At 37.8% G+C, this 15,552-nt stretch carries 15 protein-coding genes; all 15 read right to left on the reverse strand.

The window, feature by feature from the left end; genetic code table 11:
- Nucleotides 1-88 precede the first annotated feature (88 nt).
- The 15 genes from EG346_RS16660 to EG346_RS16730 all read right to left on the reverse strand — a co-directional run bounded on the left by EG346_RS16660 (nt 89) and on the right by EG346_RS16730 (nt 15,545).
- On the reverse strand, nt 89-775 hold the full coding sequence (locus tag EG346_RS16660; RefSeq protein ID WP_123880182.1) for a DUF6808 domain-containing protein: 687 nt from the start codon (nt 773-775) through the stop codon (nt 89-91).
- The gene (locus EG346_RS16665; protein WP_123880184.1) at nt 772-1,083 is read right to left on the reverse strand and encodes a hypothetical protein; all 312 of its coding nucleotides are present in this window, start codon (nt 1,081-1,083) and stop codon (nt 772-774) included. Before EG346_RS16665 ends, EG346_RS16660 begins: the two co-directional genes overlap by 4 nt.
- A gap of 29 nt (nt 1,084-1,112) precedes the next feature.
- Nucleotides 1,113-3,815 carry a phage tail family protein gene (locus EG346_RS16670; RefSeq protein ID WP_123880186.1) on the reverse strand — a complete coding sequence of 901 codons (2,703 nt, stop codon included), beginning with the start codon at nt 3,813-3,815 and terminating at the stop codon, nt 1,113-1,115.
- Between the two features lie 3 nt (nt 3,816-3,818).
- Nucleotides 3,819-5,708, reverse strand: a complete 1,890-nt coding sequence (locus EG346_RS16675; RefSeq protein WP_123880188.1) for an SGNH/GDSL hydrolase family protein — start codon at nt 5,706-5,708, stop codon at nt 3,819-3,821.
- A gap of 4 nt (nt 5,709-5,712) precedes the next feature.
- The gene (locus EG346_RS16680; protein WP_123880190.1) at nt 5,713-6,735 is read right to left on the reverse strand and encodes a hypothetical protein; all 1,023 of its coding nucleotides are present in this window, start codon (nt 6,733-6,735) and stop codon (nt 5,713-5,715) included.
- Nucleotides 6,732-7,223, reverse strand: a complete 492-nt coding sequence (locus tag EG346_RS16685; RefSeq protein WP_123880192.1) for a hypothetical protein — start codon at nt 7,221-7,223, stop codon at nt 6,732-6,734. Before EG346_RS16685 ends, EG346_RS16680 begins: the two co-directional genes overlap by 4 nt.
- Nucleotides 7,223-11,722 (reverse strand): tape measure protein, encoded by a 4,500-nt coding sequence (locus tag EG346_RS16690; protein WP_123880194.1) that lies wholly within the window; start codon nt 11,720-11,722, stop codon nt 7,223-7,225. Before EG346_RS16690 ends, EG346_RS16685 begins: the two co-directional genes overlap by 1 nt.
- Nucleotides 11,722-11,916, reverse strand: coding sequence for a hypothetical protein (locus EG346_RS16695; protein WP_123880196.1), 195 nt, complete (start codon nt 11,914-11,916; stop codon nt 11,722-11,724). Before EG346_RS16695 ends, EG346_RS16690 begins: the two co-directional genes overlap by 1 nt.
- A 17-nt stretch (nt 11,917-11,933) precedes the next feature.
- Nucleotides 11,934-12,410: a hypothetical protein gene (locus tag EG346_RS16700; protein WP_123880198.1), complete on the reverse strand. Its 477-nt coding sequence runs from the start codon at nt 12,408-12,410 to the stop codon at nt 11,934-11,936.
- A 68-nt stretch (nt 12,411-12,478) separates the two neighbouring features.
- Nucleotides 12,479-12,985, reverse strand: coding sequence for a phage tail tube protein (locus EG346_RS16705; RefSeq protein ID WP_123880200.1), 507 nt, complete (start codon nt 12,983-12,985; stop codon nt 12,479-12,481).
- A 14-nt stretch (nt 12,986-12,999) separates the two neighbouring features.
- The gene (locus tag EG346_RS16710; RefSeq protein WP_123880202.1) at nt 13,000-13,410 is read right to left on the reverse strand and encodes a hypothetical protein; all 411 of its coding nucleotides are present in this window, start codon (nt 13,408-13,410) and stop codon (nt 13,000-13,002) included.
- Entirely contained in the window at nt 13,407-13,826 is a 420-nt protein-coding gene (locus EG346_RS16715; RefSeq protein WP_123880204.1) for a hypothetical protein, read from the reverse strand. The genes EG346_RS16710 and EG346_RS16715 overlap by 4 nt, the downstream gene beginning before the upstream one ends.
- Nucleotides 13,817-14,143: a hypothetical protein gene (locus EG346_RS16720; protein ID WP_123880206.1), complete on the reverse strand. Its 327-nt coding sequence runs from the start codon at nt 14,141-14,143 to the stop codon at nt 13,817-13,819. Before EG346_RS16720 ends, EG346_RS16715 begins: the two co-directional genes overlap by 10 nt.
- Nucleotides 14,137-14,454, reverse strand: a complete 318-nt coding sequence (locus tag EG346_RS16725) for a DUF6706 family protein (RefSeq protein WP_123880208.1) — start codon at nt 14,452-14,454, stop codon at nt 14,137-14,139. Before EG346_RS16725 ends, EG346_RS16720 begins: the two co-directional genes overlap by 7 nt.
- Entirely contained in the window at nt 14,454-15,545 is a 1,092-nt protein-coding gene (locus EG346_RS16730) for a major capsid protein (RefSeq protein WP_228426021.1), read from the reverse strand. Before EG346_RS16730 ends, EG346_RS16725 begins: the two co-directional genes overlap by 1 nt.
- Nucleotides 15,546-15,552 lie beyond the last annotated feature (7 nt).

A 15,552-nucleotide genomic window follows, 5' to 3' on the forward strand; every position in this document is an offset into this window, starting at 1 on the left:
TTATCAATTATTGATTTTAAACAGAAACCACTCCCGGCTCCTATAAGATAAAGTGTTAAATAGAATGAGACTCTTAACAGGTTTTCTGTCATAGTCGGATTAAATTGTAAGAAAGACCAACTCCAAAACCGGGATAGAATTGATTAGCCGCCGGAACATAATAATACCCCGCTTGAATTCCAAGCCCGAACCGCTTTGGTTTCACATCAATGCGTTTTTTGAAATGCTCAACGCCGTTTATCTTCATGTTCTTATCCGGTGATGAAATATCAATGTAAGTATTTTCTTTTCCGAGAAGCCATTTTCGGTCCTGATACTTCACTACATCAACAATAGCATTATATTTATAATCAACTGTACTATCCTGGACATTTGAAACTATCTGTAAGTATTTATTTTCATAATAAACCCTATCTTTCTCTCGTTGGATCTTACTCGCTTTTAATTGTCCTTCAAGAGTAAATTTCGCCCTGGTTAATTCATCGATTTTTTCCTTAGCAATATTCAGAGCCGGCGCAAGGGTATCACTTACATAGGTCATGTAATTCTTAGTGATGTAATTCTTTACGACTTCTCCTTCTTTCTGCTCAAATTTTCCGTGCGTTGTACTATCCTTGGGATTCACATACGTGTTGAGATAGATCGTATCTATATTTTTTTCAGATTCTTCTGCAATGTGATCTTTTTTACTCAAAGTAAACCATCCGCCGATCAGGTTCGCAACAAGTGCGAGTATGATCAATGCTAAAATTGCGATAACTGCTTTGTTTTTCATTTTGCTTGTTCTAAAAGTGTTGTTGCTTGTTGCTGTGTTTTTTCTCGAAGAGTACTATCAGCTTTTTTTATTGTTTCCTGCTTGATGTACCCTGCTTTCATTAAAAGTTCGTCTTTTAATCTGTCTTTCTCGTTCTGTTCCTTTTCAAATTTCTCTTTCCAGTATTGTTCTGCACTATTATTCTTATTTATGTTTAAGAAGTAGGTAACCCAAAACATAAGAAAGAAGACGGCCGCAATGAAGGCGACTGGATTCTTTGCAATAAGACTTTGTATTTTTCCAATTTGATTTGTATTTGGATTCGCCATTTCATTTTAAAGGGGTTTTTATTATAATTTTAGATTGTATTTGTAATTATCCCGTTAATTACTGAAAGAAATAGATCATTGCCGTCTACATCCTTTACTTTGATTGCTCCATTACGTCCAAGTTGTCCTGCTACCCTGATTCCCCCATTTTGTATATCCAATGCCAGATTCCCCCCTGTCCCATTTTTAGCACTTAAACTTAAGCAAGTATGAAAGTTACCGTCTGCTTTTTCGTCATAAATCATTAACGGCGCTCCAAGATCAGCACCCGAAATCTGAATGAATTTTCTATCTCCGGATCCAGTGTAATCACCTGCAACAATCCACCCTTTCGGTGTTTCAAGCCCATTTGCTGTTATAGAGAAGTACTTATTTGTAATTACGCTTCCGAATGTCCCGGCATAAGCGTTTATTGTTCCAGAAAAAGTTCCTGATGTTGCATTGATCACTCCTTTTATATCAGCGTTTTCAGCAATCAATTTTCCATTGTCAAGTACTTTGAATGGAGCATCATCTTTATGCTCGTAATCGGCTCCTGCTGCAAATCTTATGCTTTCTTCACCATTGTCTGTAATTCCAGATATAAAGGCGTTCCTTTCGGTTCCGTCTCCGACTTCAATCCTTTCACTGGTTACTACTCCACCATTAATGGATGTGAATCCGTCAGATCCATTTAAAAACTTAATTTTAGCCTTTATCTCCTGTGTGTCCAGATTTATTGTCATCTGTCCATCAAGAGAAGATATAATTCCGGTTCTGATCAATCCCCCATTGATGGTTGTGGTTCCTACGGTAATAGAGAGAACACGCACATTATCTACTACTGAGTGAAGAATGCCTATCAGGAAATAATAATCATTTGCGTCTTCATCGAAAAGTTTTTTATCCTGAGTGAAAACCATTGAAGCTGTATTATTCGTTTTTGAGCAGGCAGCATATACGTAACGATATTGGTCATCTGCGATTGTTACAACATCCTCCGGAATATTCCAGGTCTTTTCAAATGTCTGAGAATAAATCAATCCGGCATTTACTTTAACCTTATTCTTGTTGTTTTCAAACATCACAAAGAATACTACAGAGCAGCTTATTTGCTGGCTTTTTGCTCCTACTGTCAACATATTTGTTTCGATGGAATTTGGCCGAATATTCTCCGGATCAAAGAATCCATCTGTATCAAAAACTAGGTTCTGCAATTCCTGCGTTGTTCTCAATCCTAGTTTTGAATAGTTGATCTGGCCGAGATTAGTAATTGACATTACATTTTTTATCTCCTTGATATCCAGAATCAGTTGAGAGCTATAATTAATCTCGTAAGAATCCGCAATCACAATTTTTGTTCGGAAAGGATTATAATCCCCACTTTGGATAAAATCAGTTGTAATTTGATTTACCCGAAGGACTTTATCAATTCGCAAAGCCGGATCGTAAACCTGAATATAATCTCCTATGTCAAACCTGCCTAAACCTATTTTTTCCATGTAGGATGGATCTACTTCAAGATCATATGAAACTTTAGCGTTCTTATGCAGGTCAAATTGTTCCAGTCCTTTTACCAGTAATTCGTTTTCGGCATTATCAATGTACGTTTTCGGCATTACGATATCCAAGATCACGTATTCATCGCCAACTGCAAACTGAAAAGCTGATGATACCTCATCTGGAAAACTTTGCCCCTGATCATTTTTGAAAGGAATTATTTCAAACGATTTTGTCGTATGATTATAACCTCCTTTTTTGATCTCAAATTCATACCCTGCCAGATTGCCGGTGTTAAAATGTACTTTCGCTGAAGTTCCAGCAACAAGGTATTTCGTGGTAACGCCATCAGATTCCTTTGCGTTCAGGTCAAAATCCATCGTGGAATCTGAGAATTTGAACTTTGTATCTCCTAGAGCTGTTATTTTTCCAGTCCTGTGCGGGTAAATGTCGTCAAATGTTATTGATCCTTCTTTAAGTCCAAACGATGCAATTGCCGATGGATCCTCAAGATAGTCTGCACCCGGTAGTTTTAATTTAGTGCTGAAGTTTCGATATTCATTCGGGATATTCTCTGAACCACCCGAAACATAAAGACGGTTGATGATGTCATTTTCGTCTACATTATTTCGTGAGAGAGAATATAGTCCTTTGCCTTTTCCATACTCAAACTTAATCGGCACCTTTTTTCCGTAGTCTCCGGTATGGATAACGAACTTTCCATCTTCTACTTTGATCCAGAAATCAGTCTTGAATTCATTACAAATTTTCTGAAGAGCAGATAGGCAGGTATCATCACCAAAAGTCAATGTTTTAGTTTCGCCATTCACGAAGTTTCCAATCTCCCAGCCTGCGGAAAATCGCTCCATATTGTTTTTTAGGCAAATAAGGAAAGTCTCCATTGTTCCGATTAAAGGAAAGTCTGTGTCTGTTTTAAATCCGGTACCATCTGCATTGAAAAATTTACAACGAAGTAGATCGAACATTAAGCCCTGAGCAATGATATTATATTCGTATTCAGAATCACTATTTTTTGAATATGTTGGCAGTGAATTTATTCTGTACACAGACCCAAACAGAACGAAATAGTCATTAATACGAATTTCCAGAATATCGCACGAATTAAGCTTGAACGAAACCGAATCATCAGAAAGCAAAACCCGATTAAGTGATGCAGAATCTACAGAAAGTTTCCCCCTTTCGATTAAATTGAAAAGAGGGTTTCCATTCCTGTATAGCGTTATGTTGTTCATTTTTTAAAGCGATTCTAAAAAGCTTAATATTTTGTTTGCAAATACCTTATGCCCGGCACGGTTAGGGTGAAGTCCAATGTCATCAAAATAAGCAGCCTTTACCTCAGGAATATCGGGACAAAGACCACAGCCCGCATTTAGATCCAGAACAGGAATTCCATATATTTTAGCTACATCTTTGATAGCATCAACATAAGGGAGTAGATCTGAATTATTCTGACGCTGAATAGGAGTTATTATGCCTATTTTTTTTCCAAGATATTTCTTTATCAGTCCTTTATAGGTAACATTCAGAGCTCCCTTAAATGTAGCGTTGGTTGTATCTGAATTAGATCCTATAGCAATGCCTCCAGATACATCGTTAACCCCTGCGTGAACAGTTATAATATCCAAATCATTAGACATATTTACATACTCTTCGGAGATAACCATTGTTTGGCCAGTTTTAGGGGCATAACTCCCTCCATCAACGGCATAATTGTACATGTCACAATCTGACATGGTAGGAATTAAAACTCTATAGCCAGTTGTGAAATTTGCGATAGAATCCCCAATATTTCCCCATTTCTTACCGCGGATCGAGGAAGACAATGGCCTTAGCTGTTCAGCTGGTAGAGTGGAGATTATTGATGCCAAACTATAGGGAATAAAATCTACTGGATTCTGCGTCTTCTCATATATCATAGAAGTCGGAGTAAGTGTAGACGCTGGTATTGCGACGCGCATGTAATAAACACCAGAAGGTATCACCATTGTTCCACCGGTTCCTGATGCCAGCTGAAAATTACCTTTATTAGAGTCGAAGTAACCACTGTCCCAAGCGCCAGGAGCGTAATATGTTTTACCTGGCTGTACTGGGATAAAATCCGTTAGTTTTGCCGCCGGGTTTGCATTAATAGATCCATCAGAATTGAAAAAACCATCAGATAATTTTGAAGTATCTAATAAGTTAAAATGCTTTTCTCGCAAAGCTAATTGATTGTTTTTAATTGTTGAAACAATCAGATTTTTGAAATTATCATCTCCGAACTCAATATCGTTTTGCCCATATCCAACATACGTTTGCGGATAAGGAATATTAATAACGATCATCATTGTGTCTTTCTCTGAAATTGGAGCATCGATCCTAAAGTAAGCAATTAGAGTGTTATCCGGTATGATAAATTCTTTAGCAGAACCAGGCACCGTGTCGTATACAACCAAGTTCTTATTGTCGTCATAGCAAGCCCAGTTAATGTATGTCTTACACCTAATTATATCACCAGGCTGGCAGGGTGTAAAATCGGACGTTAGATAATTGGGGTTTGAAGCAAAAACACCTTGATTTAAATATCCTTGAGAGCTTGTGCTTTTATCAAATACATTTACAATGTCTTCCTTTAAAAAAGAAGTCTGCCTCGGTAGTATGGTTTGGTTTTTAAAATACTTCGAAATTGTTTTTCCTGTTTCCGCTTTAGAAATCGAATCTGGGTTTAAAGTTGTAGTATTATAATCAATATCTGGTTTTTTGTTTTCAGATTTTGTCCAGGCTGTTCCCTTTTTATAAAACATTGTATCATATCCTTCTTTTGCTCTTAAATTACCCGCATTAACATAAAGTGTTCCGTAGTTAACAGGATCTACATCAATGTTATCTTTAGAGGAAATTGTAGGCTTGTACGATCCGTCTTCCGAAGGCGCTGCGTCTTGAGGACTTAAGGTTCCTTTAAAATCTGTTTCAACCTGCTGCTGAATTTGCAATATCTTTTCATCCAGTTCATCAGCAATATTTTGTATTTTTAAATTAAATTGGTTCTTTGACACTGCATTTCCAAGCTTTCCATTCGCGTCAATCGTCGCTAGGTTATCAGGTGGTATTAAGTCCGTAACAGTTATATTAATTTGTTCTCCCATTTTTCTATATTTTACTCCAAATTTCTTCTGCTGGGGTTTCAAGGTTTTTAATATTCTCGATATTTCCAGCTATGATGATTATTTTTTCTTTTCCTACCATGTCTCGCCATTCTCCAAGGACCTCAGCTATTTCAATTCGTGCATTATTAAATGTAATTCCTGGGACCTCGTTTCCTTCTGAATCCAAAACTTTATAAATGAATTTGCCATAGTTATTTATGTTCAACTCTTTAACAATAGAAAGAGTATTTTTTCCGGCATTACCTTCAAACACGACACTTACAGCTGTTGCTTCATAAACCCCAGTTAAAGTTCTGCCTAACACATATAAAACAATATTTTTTGGTGACTGAAGACTTACTGTAACAGAGAATTCATAGATGTTATTTTCAGCAGGAATAGTATACGCCTCGTAGTAAGTATTGTTTACACCACTTGTTGCTATTAGCGATATTCCGGAGCCCTGATAAGATGGTTGTGAATATGACTTTGTAAAGCTTACATTCCCTCGGCCGATCTGCTTGGTACCATCTCCCATGAATATTTCCGTTTCCGAGTCAATCTCATATGATAGGGTGAACTGATCAAGCATTGTTCGCAATACTTTTTTGATTGGATTTGGCTCAATCAATTTAAGCGAGAAGGTTGCGAACATTTCACCCTCAGAAAATGTCTTTTCTGGCTTGACATCATCCTTCATGTAAACCTCGTAAGGCAAGGTCTTATAATTTAATGGCTCAATATGAAGTCTTTGAGTTCCTTTTTTTGAAAATTCAGCAATAATGAACTCCCGGAATGATGTGAAAAGCGTTTCCCAGTTTTCTCCGCGGATGAAACATTTAAGTTCAATCTCTCGGTCTTTATATTTCGGATTTCGCAGATCCGGTGATGAGCCATGATATTCAGCCCATTCATAATTCGTGATGCTTTTTCTTTCTAACAAACCAACAAGACCTGAGGACTCCGAAACATACACTCCGAAATCCTTAAAATACTTGCCGTTTATTGAATATTTTACTTCACTCATTTTTTAAAACTTGATTTGTGAATTCTTACATCACCTGTATATTTTATTTTTCCTCTTCCGTAGCTGAAAACATCGACCCTAGCAGTTTCTATGCAGTCAATATCTAGTTCTGCATCATCCAGTAGATTGATAATGACAATGGCATTTTCGGCTGCTTTTATCGTTGCTGTTGTTTCATGACGAATTACCAATTGAGAAACAGAAAATCCGTTGTAGATCATCTGCACATTTGATTTACCGAAAAAGGCTGCTTTAGGTAAATTGTTAGGCATTCCAACGAAATCCGTAAAAAGTCCATGGACTTCACTTTTGCCCTTGAATTGTCTTAGTACTTCTACTTTTGGGAAATCATTTTCCATCGACCAGTCATCACCATCAAAATACATCTGACATAGATTTTCAATTGAAAGATCTGATGACATTCTCTCTTTACAATCAGGCGACATTCCAACCTGCTTGGCAATTCTGTATATTTCTTTTGTTTCCATTATGGTATTCCGGCAAGTCCCGGCTTTATTTTAGAGTTCATTTCAGCGAGATCTTTTCTCATTTGATGGAGATTCCTTGTGTTAACTTCTATTTGGGAAAGAAGGGCGGTTTGAGCATTTGATACGATCTGGTTTCCTTGCATGATTTTAAGGACTGCAGCAATATTAATCCTGACTGCATTAAATTGCCCCTCAAGGGCTCCGGCCGTTTTCTCAGTAATGCCCTTGATATCTCCTTTTAGTCCCTGGGCATTTTCGGAAGATTGGCCAAAAAGATCCTGATATTGCTTGAGAGCATCCATGTATTTTTTCATGGCATCCTCACCCATTGCTTTAATTTTATCCCTTTCCTCAGGAGTCAATCCATCAAAAGATCCTCCAGCAGGAGTGGACGCATTTTGAGCCTGCAATCCTCCAATTAAGTCAAGTAATTTTTGCCTTTGCTCTTTTAATCCTATTACCTCTTTTGCTAAATACGGACTGTATGTTTGGTTTTCCTTGAGTTTTATTTGTTTCTCAAGCTCTGCAATATCATTTTTATATTTAGCGATTTGATTGTCATTTGTATTTGCACTGCCGTTACCGAATCCCATTGAGGAATAAAGACTATCAACCATGGTTTTTACGGCTGGTTCAAGAATCTTTATTCTTAGTGCATTAGCTACAGCATTGCGCATTACCTCATCAACGACTTTATCGAATGATTCAGCAGCGCTTTCTCCTTTGCCAAATGCCTCAATTAAGGCATTAGCGAGATTATCGGATAAATCCTTAAAATCTGTAGTGGTAACACTTTTCTTGAAACTATCAAATACATCTTCAATTTGCTGGCTTAATTGGCTTATTTGGGAGTTGAAGCTGGCGATTTTATCTTTATCGGCCTTCTTTTTTTTCGCTTCTTCATCCCTCATTTGAGTTACAATCCTTCTTTGATCTTCCAGATTTTCTATCAAGCCTCTTTGCATTGCGATAGCAGCCTCGCCCGCTGTTTTTTCAATCGAGTGCTGCAAAGAATCATAAGCCGTTTTTAAATCTTCAACAGCGGTTTGCCACTCTCTGATCTGTCTTTCCCTTCCTTTGTCACCAGATAAAAGCTTAACCATGGCACCAACGATCTGAACTATACCCGAAATCATCTGTCCATAATTTCCGGAGAAATAACCAGCTACCGTGTTGACGATACCATCTATCAGCTGCTGGACTTCAGCTAGCGTTTGTTTAAGATCATCTGAAAGGCCTCCAAAGGCATCTCCTATTGTGCCAACGACCGCAATGGTAGCTTGAGCTGCAGCTCCTGTTATTTCAACAATGTTTACAAAGGCCTTATTAGTTTCTTCCAACTTAGCTTTATATTCATCACTGCCTTTGCCAGATTTTTTTTCGATTTCATTAAGCTCCTTTCTTTTTTGCTTATACAAATCGACAGCTATCCCAATGGCTTTATAGGGGTTATTGGTTGTTATTAAATCATCCAGTCTTTTTATCTGATCTTGAGTTTCTTTTAATTCTGTAGGAGCTAAGCTTTTACCTTTGTCAGAATTAATGAAATCCTGTAGTCCTTTCTTTAATTTCAACAAGGTTTTAGGACCAATTCTGTCAAGATCACCAAAAGCTTTCACCCATAAATCTGTCTTTTTGAAAGCTTCAAATGATGCAGAAGAAATTTCCTTTGCTTCATTCTTGTTAGCTGTATTTGAATATGTTTTTTTATCCTCATCGGACATTGAAGAAGCGGCAATATCAGCTCTTATTTTATCCCACTTTTGTTGAATTAAAGTTTTTTTCTTTTGAAATGACGCTTCTTCATTAAGGAATTCCTGATAGAGGTTTTTCTGTCGATCTACTTCAGCTTGTTGAGCTTTAGTAATGGCAATATTTTTGGCGTTTTTTTCTTCGCCTGTAGTATTCTCGAAAGTTGCTTTCTTGAATCCCTCTAATTTGTCAATTAGCTCATCGCCTGCAAATTTTGATTTAAACACCTCTATCTGCTTATTTACATTTTCAATAAATGTTTCGGAGCCTCTATAATCTGACAGAATACTTTGAAGTTTTACTAAATTTTCTCCAGATTCTTTACTTTGTACTTTTTGTAAAGAATCACTTAAATCATTAAGATATTGAAGGAAACTTTTGTCTTTTACTTTCGGAAACATTTCGTCGACTGTTTCTTTAGAATAGCCAGATCTCAATAATTCATCCCGTACGTCGATTTGTCTTTTGGTCTCTTTTATTTCTTCTTCAAAAGATCTTACTTCAATTTCTTTTCTTTTTGCATCGAGACGTGCGTTTATTTCAGCGCGTCGGCGTAAGGCTTCATCAACAGAAACGATCTCTCCTGTTAAAAGAGGATTCCCTTTCTTATCCTTATCATTTCCATATTTGTCCAGCTTACGAATTTTTACAACCCCATTCTCAATAGTCTGAAGTGCATCAGTGATTAACTGTGCATCACGCTCTAGGTCTTTAATACTATCCTCAGGAAATAATTCTGCAAGTTGTTTATTGTCGTTTTTGTTTTTAGGATTTAATAGGGCGTTTAGCTCTTTAATTTTAGCCTTAATTTTATTATATGCAGCCTGTGTAGGTGCGCTATCTAATTGAGCCTCTAATTCATCAATTTGAGCTTTAATTTTACCTGCCCAACCAAGATTAGGTGCTTTATCTTCCTCTTCCGTGATTACTTCAGGCTTAAACCCAGATAATTCATATTTTATTTTATCCGCTTGTTTTTTCTTAAGTTCTAAAACTTCTCCGCTTAATTTGCCTAGTTTTATTTCTTTCTCTAATAGAGATAATTGTTTTTCTTTTTGAGCAATCTCAGTATTATTGTTGCGAATAATAGTATTCGATATTGACCCTTTTTCGTTGGCTATATTTTGTTGTTCTCTCCATTTTTTAGATAATGCACCCCTCTTATTTTCAGCATCGATAGCCTTACGTAGCAGATCTAAACTCGCCTTTCCGGATTTTTCCGCATCATCTGAAAGCTTTCTCAATCTCTTTGCTTCAGCATCAGCATCTAAAACTTGAGTTTTTAATGCTCCGGCCTTGAATTGTTCTTCAAATGACTCTTCTAGATATTTTCTTGCGGCTGCAGCTTTAGCTTGGGCCATAGCAAACGCATCAATCTTACCAGTCACATATTCAAGCGCGTCTCCTAGTCTACGTGTAGACCTATATTGAGCATCCAAGGTTCCGCGGAAAGTTGGATCTATTGCAATCAATCGGTCGTATGCTTGTTTTCGCTGTTCTAATGACGAATTCTCATTTCTGATTATAGCAATCAACTGGGACACACTTGCTTTAGTTGCGGCTACACCTTTGCCAAAACTTGTATTATACGATTCCATTACAGCCTCTTGTGCTTTTTGGGCCGTTGTCTGCTTTTCGATAATTCCTAGTAGTTCACCCAGCTCTGTACGATAGTTGTACGTAATGGCAATAAGAGCTGCGATAAGTGTTGCAACTAAAACATATGGATTTGCTATTGTCGCCGCATTCAACGCTTCCTGGGCTACCGTAACACCTCTTATCATTTTTATTAAGTTTGCAAATCCTTGAATAATTGCTGGAGACGTCATCCCAGTTTGTAGAAGACTCGTAACAATTAATGCTGCCCGGTAAGCTCCATATATTTCAATAAGAGTAAGTAATACTTTTCCTACTTCCTGATAATGGTCAACTAAGTAAATTAAGCCCTGTATGCCGTCTGATAGAATCCCCTGCTGACTTTCTCCAATTTTATTGAGCATCTGATCCCATGCGTCTCCTAGATTCGCTACTTGTCCTGAAAGTGATTTAGACTGTTTCTCCATCAAATTGAAAAACATTCCACCTTCATTGGTCATATTGAATAAGACATCTTGAACATCTTTAAATCCAATTTTTCCTGCCGATACCATTGCAGTTATTTCTCCGGTTGTCTTATTGAATTTTTTTGCAAGTTCCGCAACCATTGGAATTCCGGCTTCAGTAAACTGACGAAGATCATCACCCATTAGCTTTCCTTTGGCTTTCACCTGGCCATACACCAAGTTGATCCTGCTTAACGGCACGCCTAATCCGGCAGCGATATTCCCCATACGAGTTAGGACATCTACAACCTCATTAGCCGGGATCTGGAATGCTAGCAACTGTTTAGCACCCGCGGAAACTTCTTGTAATGAGAATGGTGTTTTTGCTGCAAGATCAACCATTTGCCCCATAAGTTCGGCTGCTTTCGCTTCGCTTTTAAGCATTGTAGAAAATGCTATCTCTGTTTTCTGGAACTCTCCCCGGACGTTTATAAGTTCAGTTACAAAGCTTTTAATCGCGCCAATGGAAAAATAGCTCGCAATTCCTATAGAAAGATTCTTAAAAGCAGAATCCATTTGCCCCGTCTGCTGGACTGTTGTCTGAGTAAGCCCTAATATATCTCTACGCATAGATTCGATATCTCTGCGGAATTGTGCGGTGTCGATTCCTGCTCCAAAATATAAGGCTCCTTGACTGGTATTCATTATTTTAATAATTGTTGTAGAAAATCTTCTGAGGTTTGTTCTGAAAGATTTATGACAGGTTTTTTCTTTTCTTTTTTTTCTTCTTCACTTTCGTAGCTTGGTGCATCGATGAGCATTCTTTGTACTATTCGCCAGTCTACTTCCCAAAGCAGGTAATCTAAAGTCCAACTGAAATGATGGCAGATTTGCCCCATTACTCCGTAAATTGACTTTAAACCGTTTTCTCTATCGGTATCGCTTTGGTCGGTCGATTTCCGTTCATTAATACCGTAGAGGTGATAAAACTTTGATAATCTGAATTTTTCAATAGTTCCATTGTGAATTTTGCCAACTCTGCAGAACTGAAAGAATTCAGTAAATGTTTTTTTATTAAGGGTTTTAAGATGTATTTTAAACTCTTAACCCAATTTGGAAGCTCTGATTCAATCGAGATATAAACAGCATCAATAGATAGTTTTGCGTTCTCTCTGATAGCTTTATATTGAGCCGGAATTTGAACAGCTAAATCCGGATCTGAAATCTCTGATTCATCAATTCTCATTTTTATGAATACCTGCGAAAGTCTCAGCATTTTGCCGAGTGTCATCTTTCCGGTGTTCCATTTCCTTTTTTTGCCAAAAAGAATTGTTTCAAACTCATAACCTTTTCCGGTTAAGATATTCAGCTCTTCTTGTTCTTGTTTTTCCATGTAATTTTTTGTAGAAAAAGAGCCTACCCAATCAGATAGGCTCTTTTTTATTTAATTTTAGAATTCTGTTATACTACTCTGAAAGTAGAAAGTGCCGGTTCGTCTGCTTTTGTTGGTTGCATAACAGTTCCGGTTACTTCAACTCCTAAGAGAGCAGCTCTTCCGATTTCAGAAGAGAATTTTGCGGTAATCTTTGCACGAGGAATATTGATTCCCATACCTTGAGCAGGCGTGATTTTGATTGATCTTTCAATTGTTACTGGTGTAACTGGCCATTTGTAAACTGCCGTTGGTCCGGTACCAGTTTTAGAACCTCCGAAAACAGAAACCAAAGTATCTTCATCCGGATTAGCCACCTTAAATGCGATTGAAGTCTTACCTGCTTTTGACTGAATGTGAAGAGGCGTTTCAATTTCTTCGACCGGAAATTCTGTTTCCGTGGGATCATCCATATTGATTGCTGCTGATCCTTCTTCTGTATATCCTAATGGTGCGAGAGTTGTTCCCATACCTCCATCAACTGCGATTGCACCGACTTCGATTTTTGCAACTCCTACTGTAATAAGTCCTGCCATTGTATTATTTATTTTTAATTGTTATATGCTTTTAAATTGATTCTGAAATTCACGTATGTAGCTTTTTCTTCTACTTCCTCAAATGTTGAGTGATTGACTACTGTAAGATTGAACTGAGGTCTGAAAATGTTTTCTAATAGTGGGTAAACCGCTTGCGTAATTGCTTCTTCTCTTGGCGCATTCGGCACATTTTGAGTTATGCCATTTTCTTTTATCGAAAGCATCGGAACGTAGCAATTGACATTGAAAACACCATCTTGAAGAAAATCATTAGTCATTGGTAGCGAATTGATTACTATATCTTCCTTAGTGCTTCCTGCTGGTCTCCTGTCTTTGTAAAGAAGTCCATTAATGGTAGATTTGATATTCCCTTGATTAAGCAACTCAAAAATCCATTGCTTCCCTTGTCCTACTGTCTTTTTCATCGTAACTGTCTCACTAAATTTGGAACCATCGTTTTTGCTAACTGCTCAGCAGATGTAAGAACATTTCTACCTCTCGATTCTACCTGACTGGCATACTTCATTCCTGCGACTACCACTAAGGCGATTTCTACTTGCTGACTTGCTAATTCTCTGGCTTTTGCTTTTCCTTTACTCACACCTTCAGCATGACCGCTGTAATTTTCCTCAACTATTTTTCCTTCGATAATGATTGAATATCCGACAGATGATCTAAGGTTTCCAGTAACATCTTTATATGATCCGGCTGCTCTCGCTTCATTGATTGCCATTTCTCCGACGTATCTCAAAATTCTAAGCACCTTGTTAGTGATTTCGTTTTGAGCCTCAACAAATCGCTGATTGATAGCGTTCATATTTCCGATAAATCTTACAGCCATAATCTTGAGTGTAATTGCTCTTTTTTATGAAGCTTATTGTTTCCTTCGATTCTGGTATTTCCTTCGGCATCGATTACCTTTATCTTTTCTCCCATTGCTACCTTTGGGCAGTTTTTAGGCAGGTAAATCACAGCGTTAAACACATATACCTCACTATCTTCTGTCATTATACTTCTACCACCTCCATTTCCTTCATCACGGCATTTAGAAACATTTACCCATTCTTCAGAACCACCTGACCAACTACCATCTTCTGGATTGTAGACAGATTCGATCTTTTGAAACACCATTAAAGTGTAAGGAAGACGTTTTACCATTTATGAGTAATGTCTGTAATTGTATCTTTCGCCAAAAGATTTGGAAGCCCTAATCTGGAAGCTAAAATCTTGTAGTAAGCAGTAATAGCATCTTTATCGTATGAGATAGAAAAGCCACCTTCTGAAACTGATTTAGGAAGCAAAATGATGTCGGGGAATATGTTGTAAAAGAAAGTATCAAGATTAATGTCATTCGTTATGGTATCGGACGGATCAAGGTTTACGCGTGCTAATTCTGCAGCGACCATTCCATCGGAGTACTCAACCGACCAGTTAGAAAATTTTTCTTGTATGTATTCCCCGATAGTCATTATGCCAATTTCGTTTTCAGAATTACGTTTTTCTTCGTATCGTTCAGAACCGGCAGCGCAAAGGCTGTAGCTTTCGTGGATACCAAAATAGGATCCTGTACTCCGAAAGTTTTCACCAGGATAAATCCATCACTTACAGTCTGTGAAGTCGTATCGCCAAAAGTCATGTTGAATTCTGGAGTAGTTGTATACTGCGTGTTGCCTAAAACAGGCGACACAGACAATAGTACATTGCCAGGTTCCCATCCATTTGTAGCTGACAATACACCTGCTTTACTTTCGTAGTTCACAAAAGTTTCCCAGATTCTGATCGTAGGCAAGCCATACAGGGCAAGTCTTGTATTGATCATTTCCAGAGTAGGCTTAAACATCTGGGTTGTTCCTCCATTGTTTGCAACTCCGTACACAAATTCTTGCATAGATTTGATGGTAGGGATCTGATTCGCTGTCGCCTGATCTACTGTAATAGTAGAAAATCTATACCCCTTACTCAAAGCTTCTGTTTGCAATGTTTGAATGTCCTTGATTGGATCAGCGTCTGCTGCAGTGAACCAGTCTTTAGCTGCATTGACAACTCTCACTTTGAAATCAATCAACAGGTCTGCAACACCTCCTGAATTGTTTGTCGCGGTAATTTTGTATTTACCAGTAGATGCAAACTGTTTTGCGGCATGCTCCGCTCTTGCGTTCACACCATCTAATACAAAGTTTGAATCCCCATAAATCTTGTCAATCATCTGGTTTTTAATCGCTGCATTTGTCGGATTCAACTGCACCGCGTTTCTCAACTGCTGAATCTTAATAAGATCATGTTCGTCAAGGTCACGGGCAATCTCAATCTTTGGAATCTCTCCCTTCATCGCCGCGATAAAATCACGTCCTTTTCTTGGTGCCTTAGATCCAATTGCAACAATGTCCGCCATTACTTTGGCTGAAGTTGTTGATTCAAGGTTTTGATACGTCAAATCAGTCTGATATTGAAGTGGGAAATAGTTTCTGTACTGTAAATCTCCCAGAGTATACGCATTGATGATTGCGTTCATATTGGATGCTGAAAATTCAGGTACAATATTGTTTGCGTTTATAATCATTGTTCGT

The organism is Chryseobacterium carnipullorum (assembly GCF_003815695.1).
Lineage (GTDB): Bacteria > Bacteroidota > Bacteroidia > Flavobacteriales > Weeksellaceae > Chryseobacterium > Chryseobacterium carnipullorum.

Coding starts and splice junctions, on each gene's coding strand:
- EG346_RS16700 (WP_123880198.1), bottom strand. CDS start 12,410: ATGGAAAAACAAGAACAAGAAGAGCTGAATATCTTAACCGGAAAAGGT.
- EG346_RS16705 (WP_123880200.1), bottom strand. CDS start 12,985: ATGGCAGGACTTATTACAGTAGGAGTTGCAAAAATCGAAGTCGGTGCA.
- EG346_RS16680 (WP_123880190.1), bottom strand. CDS start 6,735: ATGAGTGAAGTAAAATATTCAATAAACGGCAAGTATTTTAAGGATTTC.
- EG346_RS16665 (WP_123880184.1), bottom strand. CDS start 1,083: ATGGCGAATCCAAATACAAATCAAATTGGAAAAATACAAAGTCTTATT.
- EG346_RS16675 (WP_123880188.1), bottom strand. CDS start 5,708: ATGGGAGAACAAATTAATATAACTGTTACGGACTTAATACCACCTGAT.
- EG346_RS16715 (WP_123880204.1), bottom strand. CDS start 13,826: ATGGCTGTAAGATTTATCGGAAATATGAACGCTATCAATCAGCGATTT.
- EG346_RS16670 (WP_123880186.1), bottom strand. CDS start 3,815: ATGAACAACATAACGCTATACAGGAATGGAAACCCTCTTTTCAATTTA.
- EG346_RS16725 (WP_123880208.1), bottom strand. CDS start 14,454: ATGACTATCGGGGAATACATACAAGAAAAATTTTCTAACTGGTCGGTT.
- EG346_RS16695 (WP_123880196.1), bottom strand. CDS start 11,916: ATGGGGCAAATCTGCCATCATTTCAGTTGGACTTTAGATTACCTGCTT.
- EG346_RS16660 (WP_123880182.1), bottom strand. CDS start 775: ATGAAAAACAAAGCAGTTATCGCAATTTTAGCATTGATCATACTCGCA.
- EG346_RS16710 (WP_123880202.1), bottom strand. CDS start 13,410: ATGAAAAAGACAGTAGGACAAGGGAAGCAATGGATTTTTGAGTTGCTT.
- EG346_RS16685 (WP_123880192.1), bottom strand. CDS start 7,223: ATGGAAACAAAAGAAATATACAGAATTGCCAAGCAGGTTGGAATGTCG.
- EG346_RS16730 (WP_228426021.1), bottom strand. CDS start 15,545: ATGATTATAAACGCAAACAATATTGTACCTGAATTTTCAGCATCCAAT.
- EG346_RS16690 (WP_123880194.1), bottom strand. CDS start 11,722: ATGAATACCAGTCAAGGAGCCTTATATTTTGGAGCAGGAATCGACACC.
- EG346_RS16720 (WP_123880206.1), bottom strand. CDS start 14,143: ATGGTAAAACGTCTTCCTTACACTTTAATGGTGTTTCAAAAGATCGAA.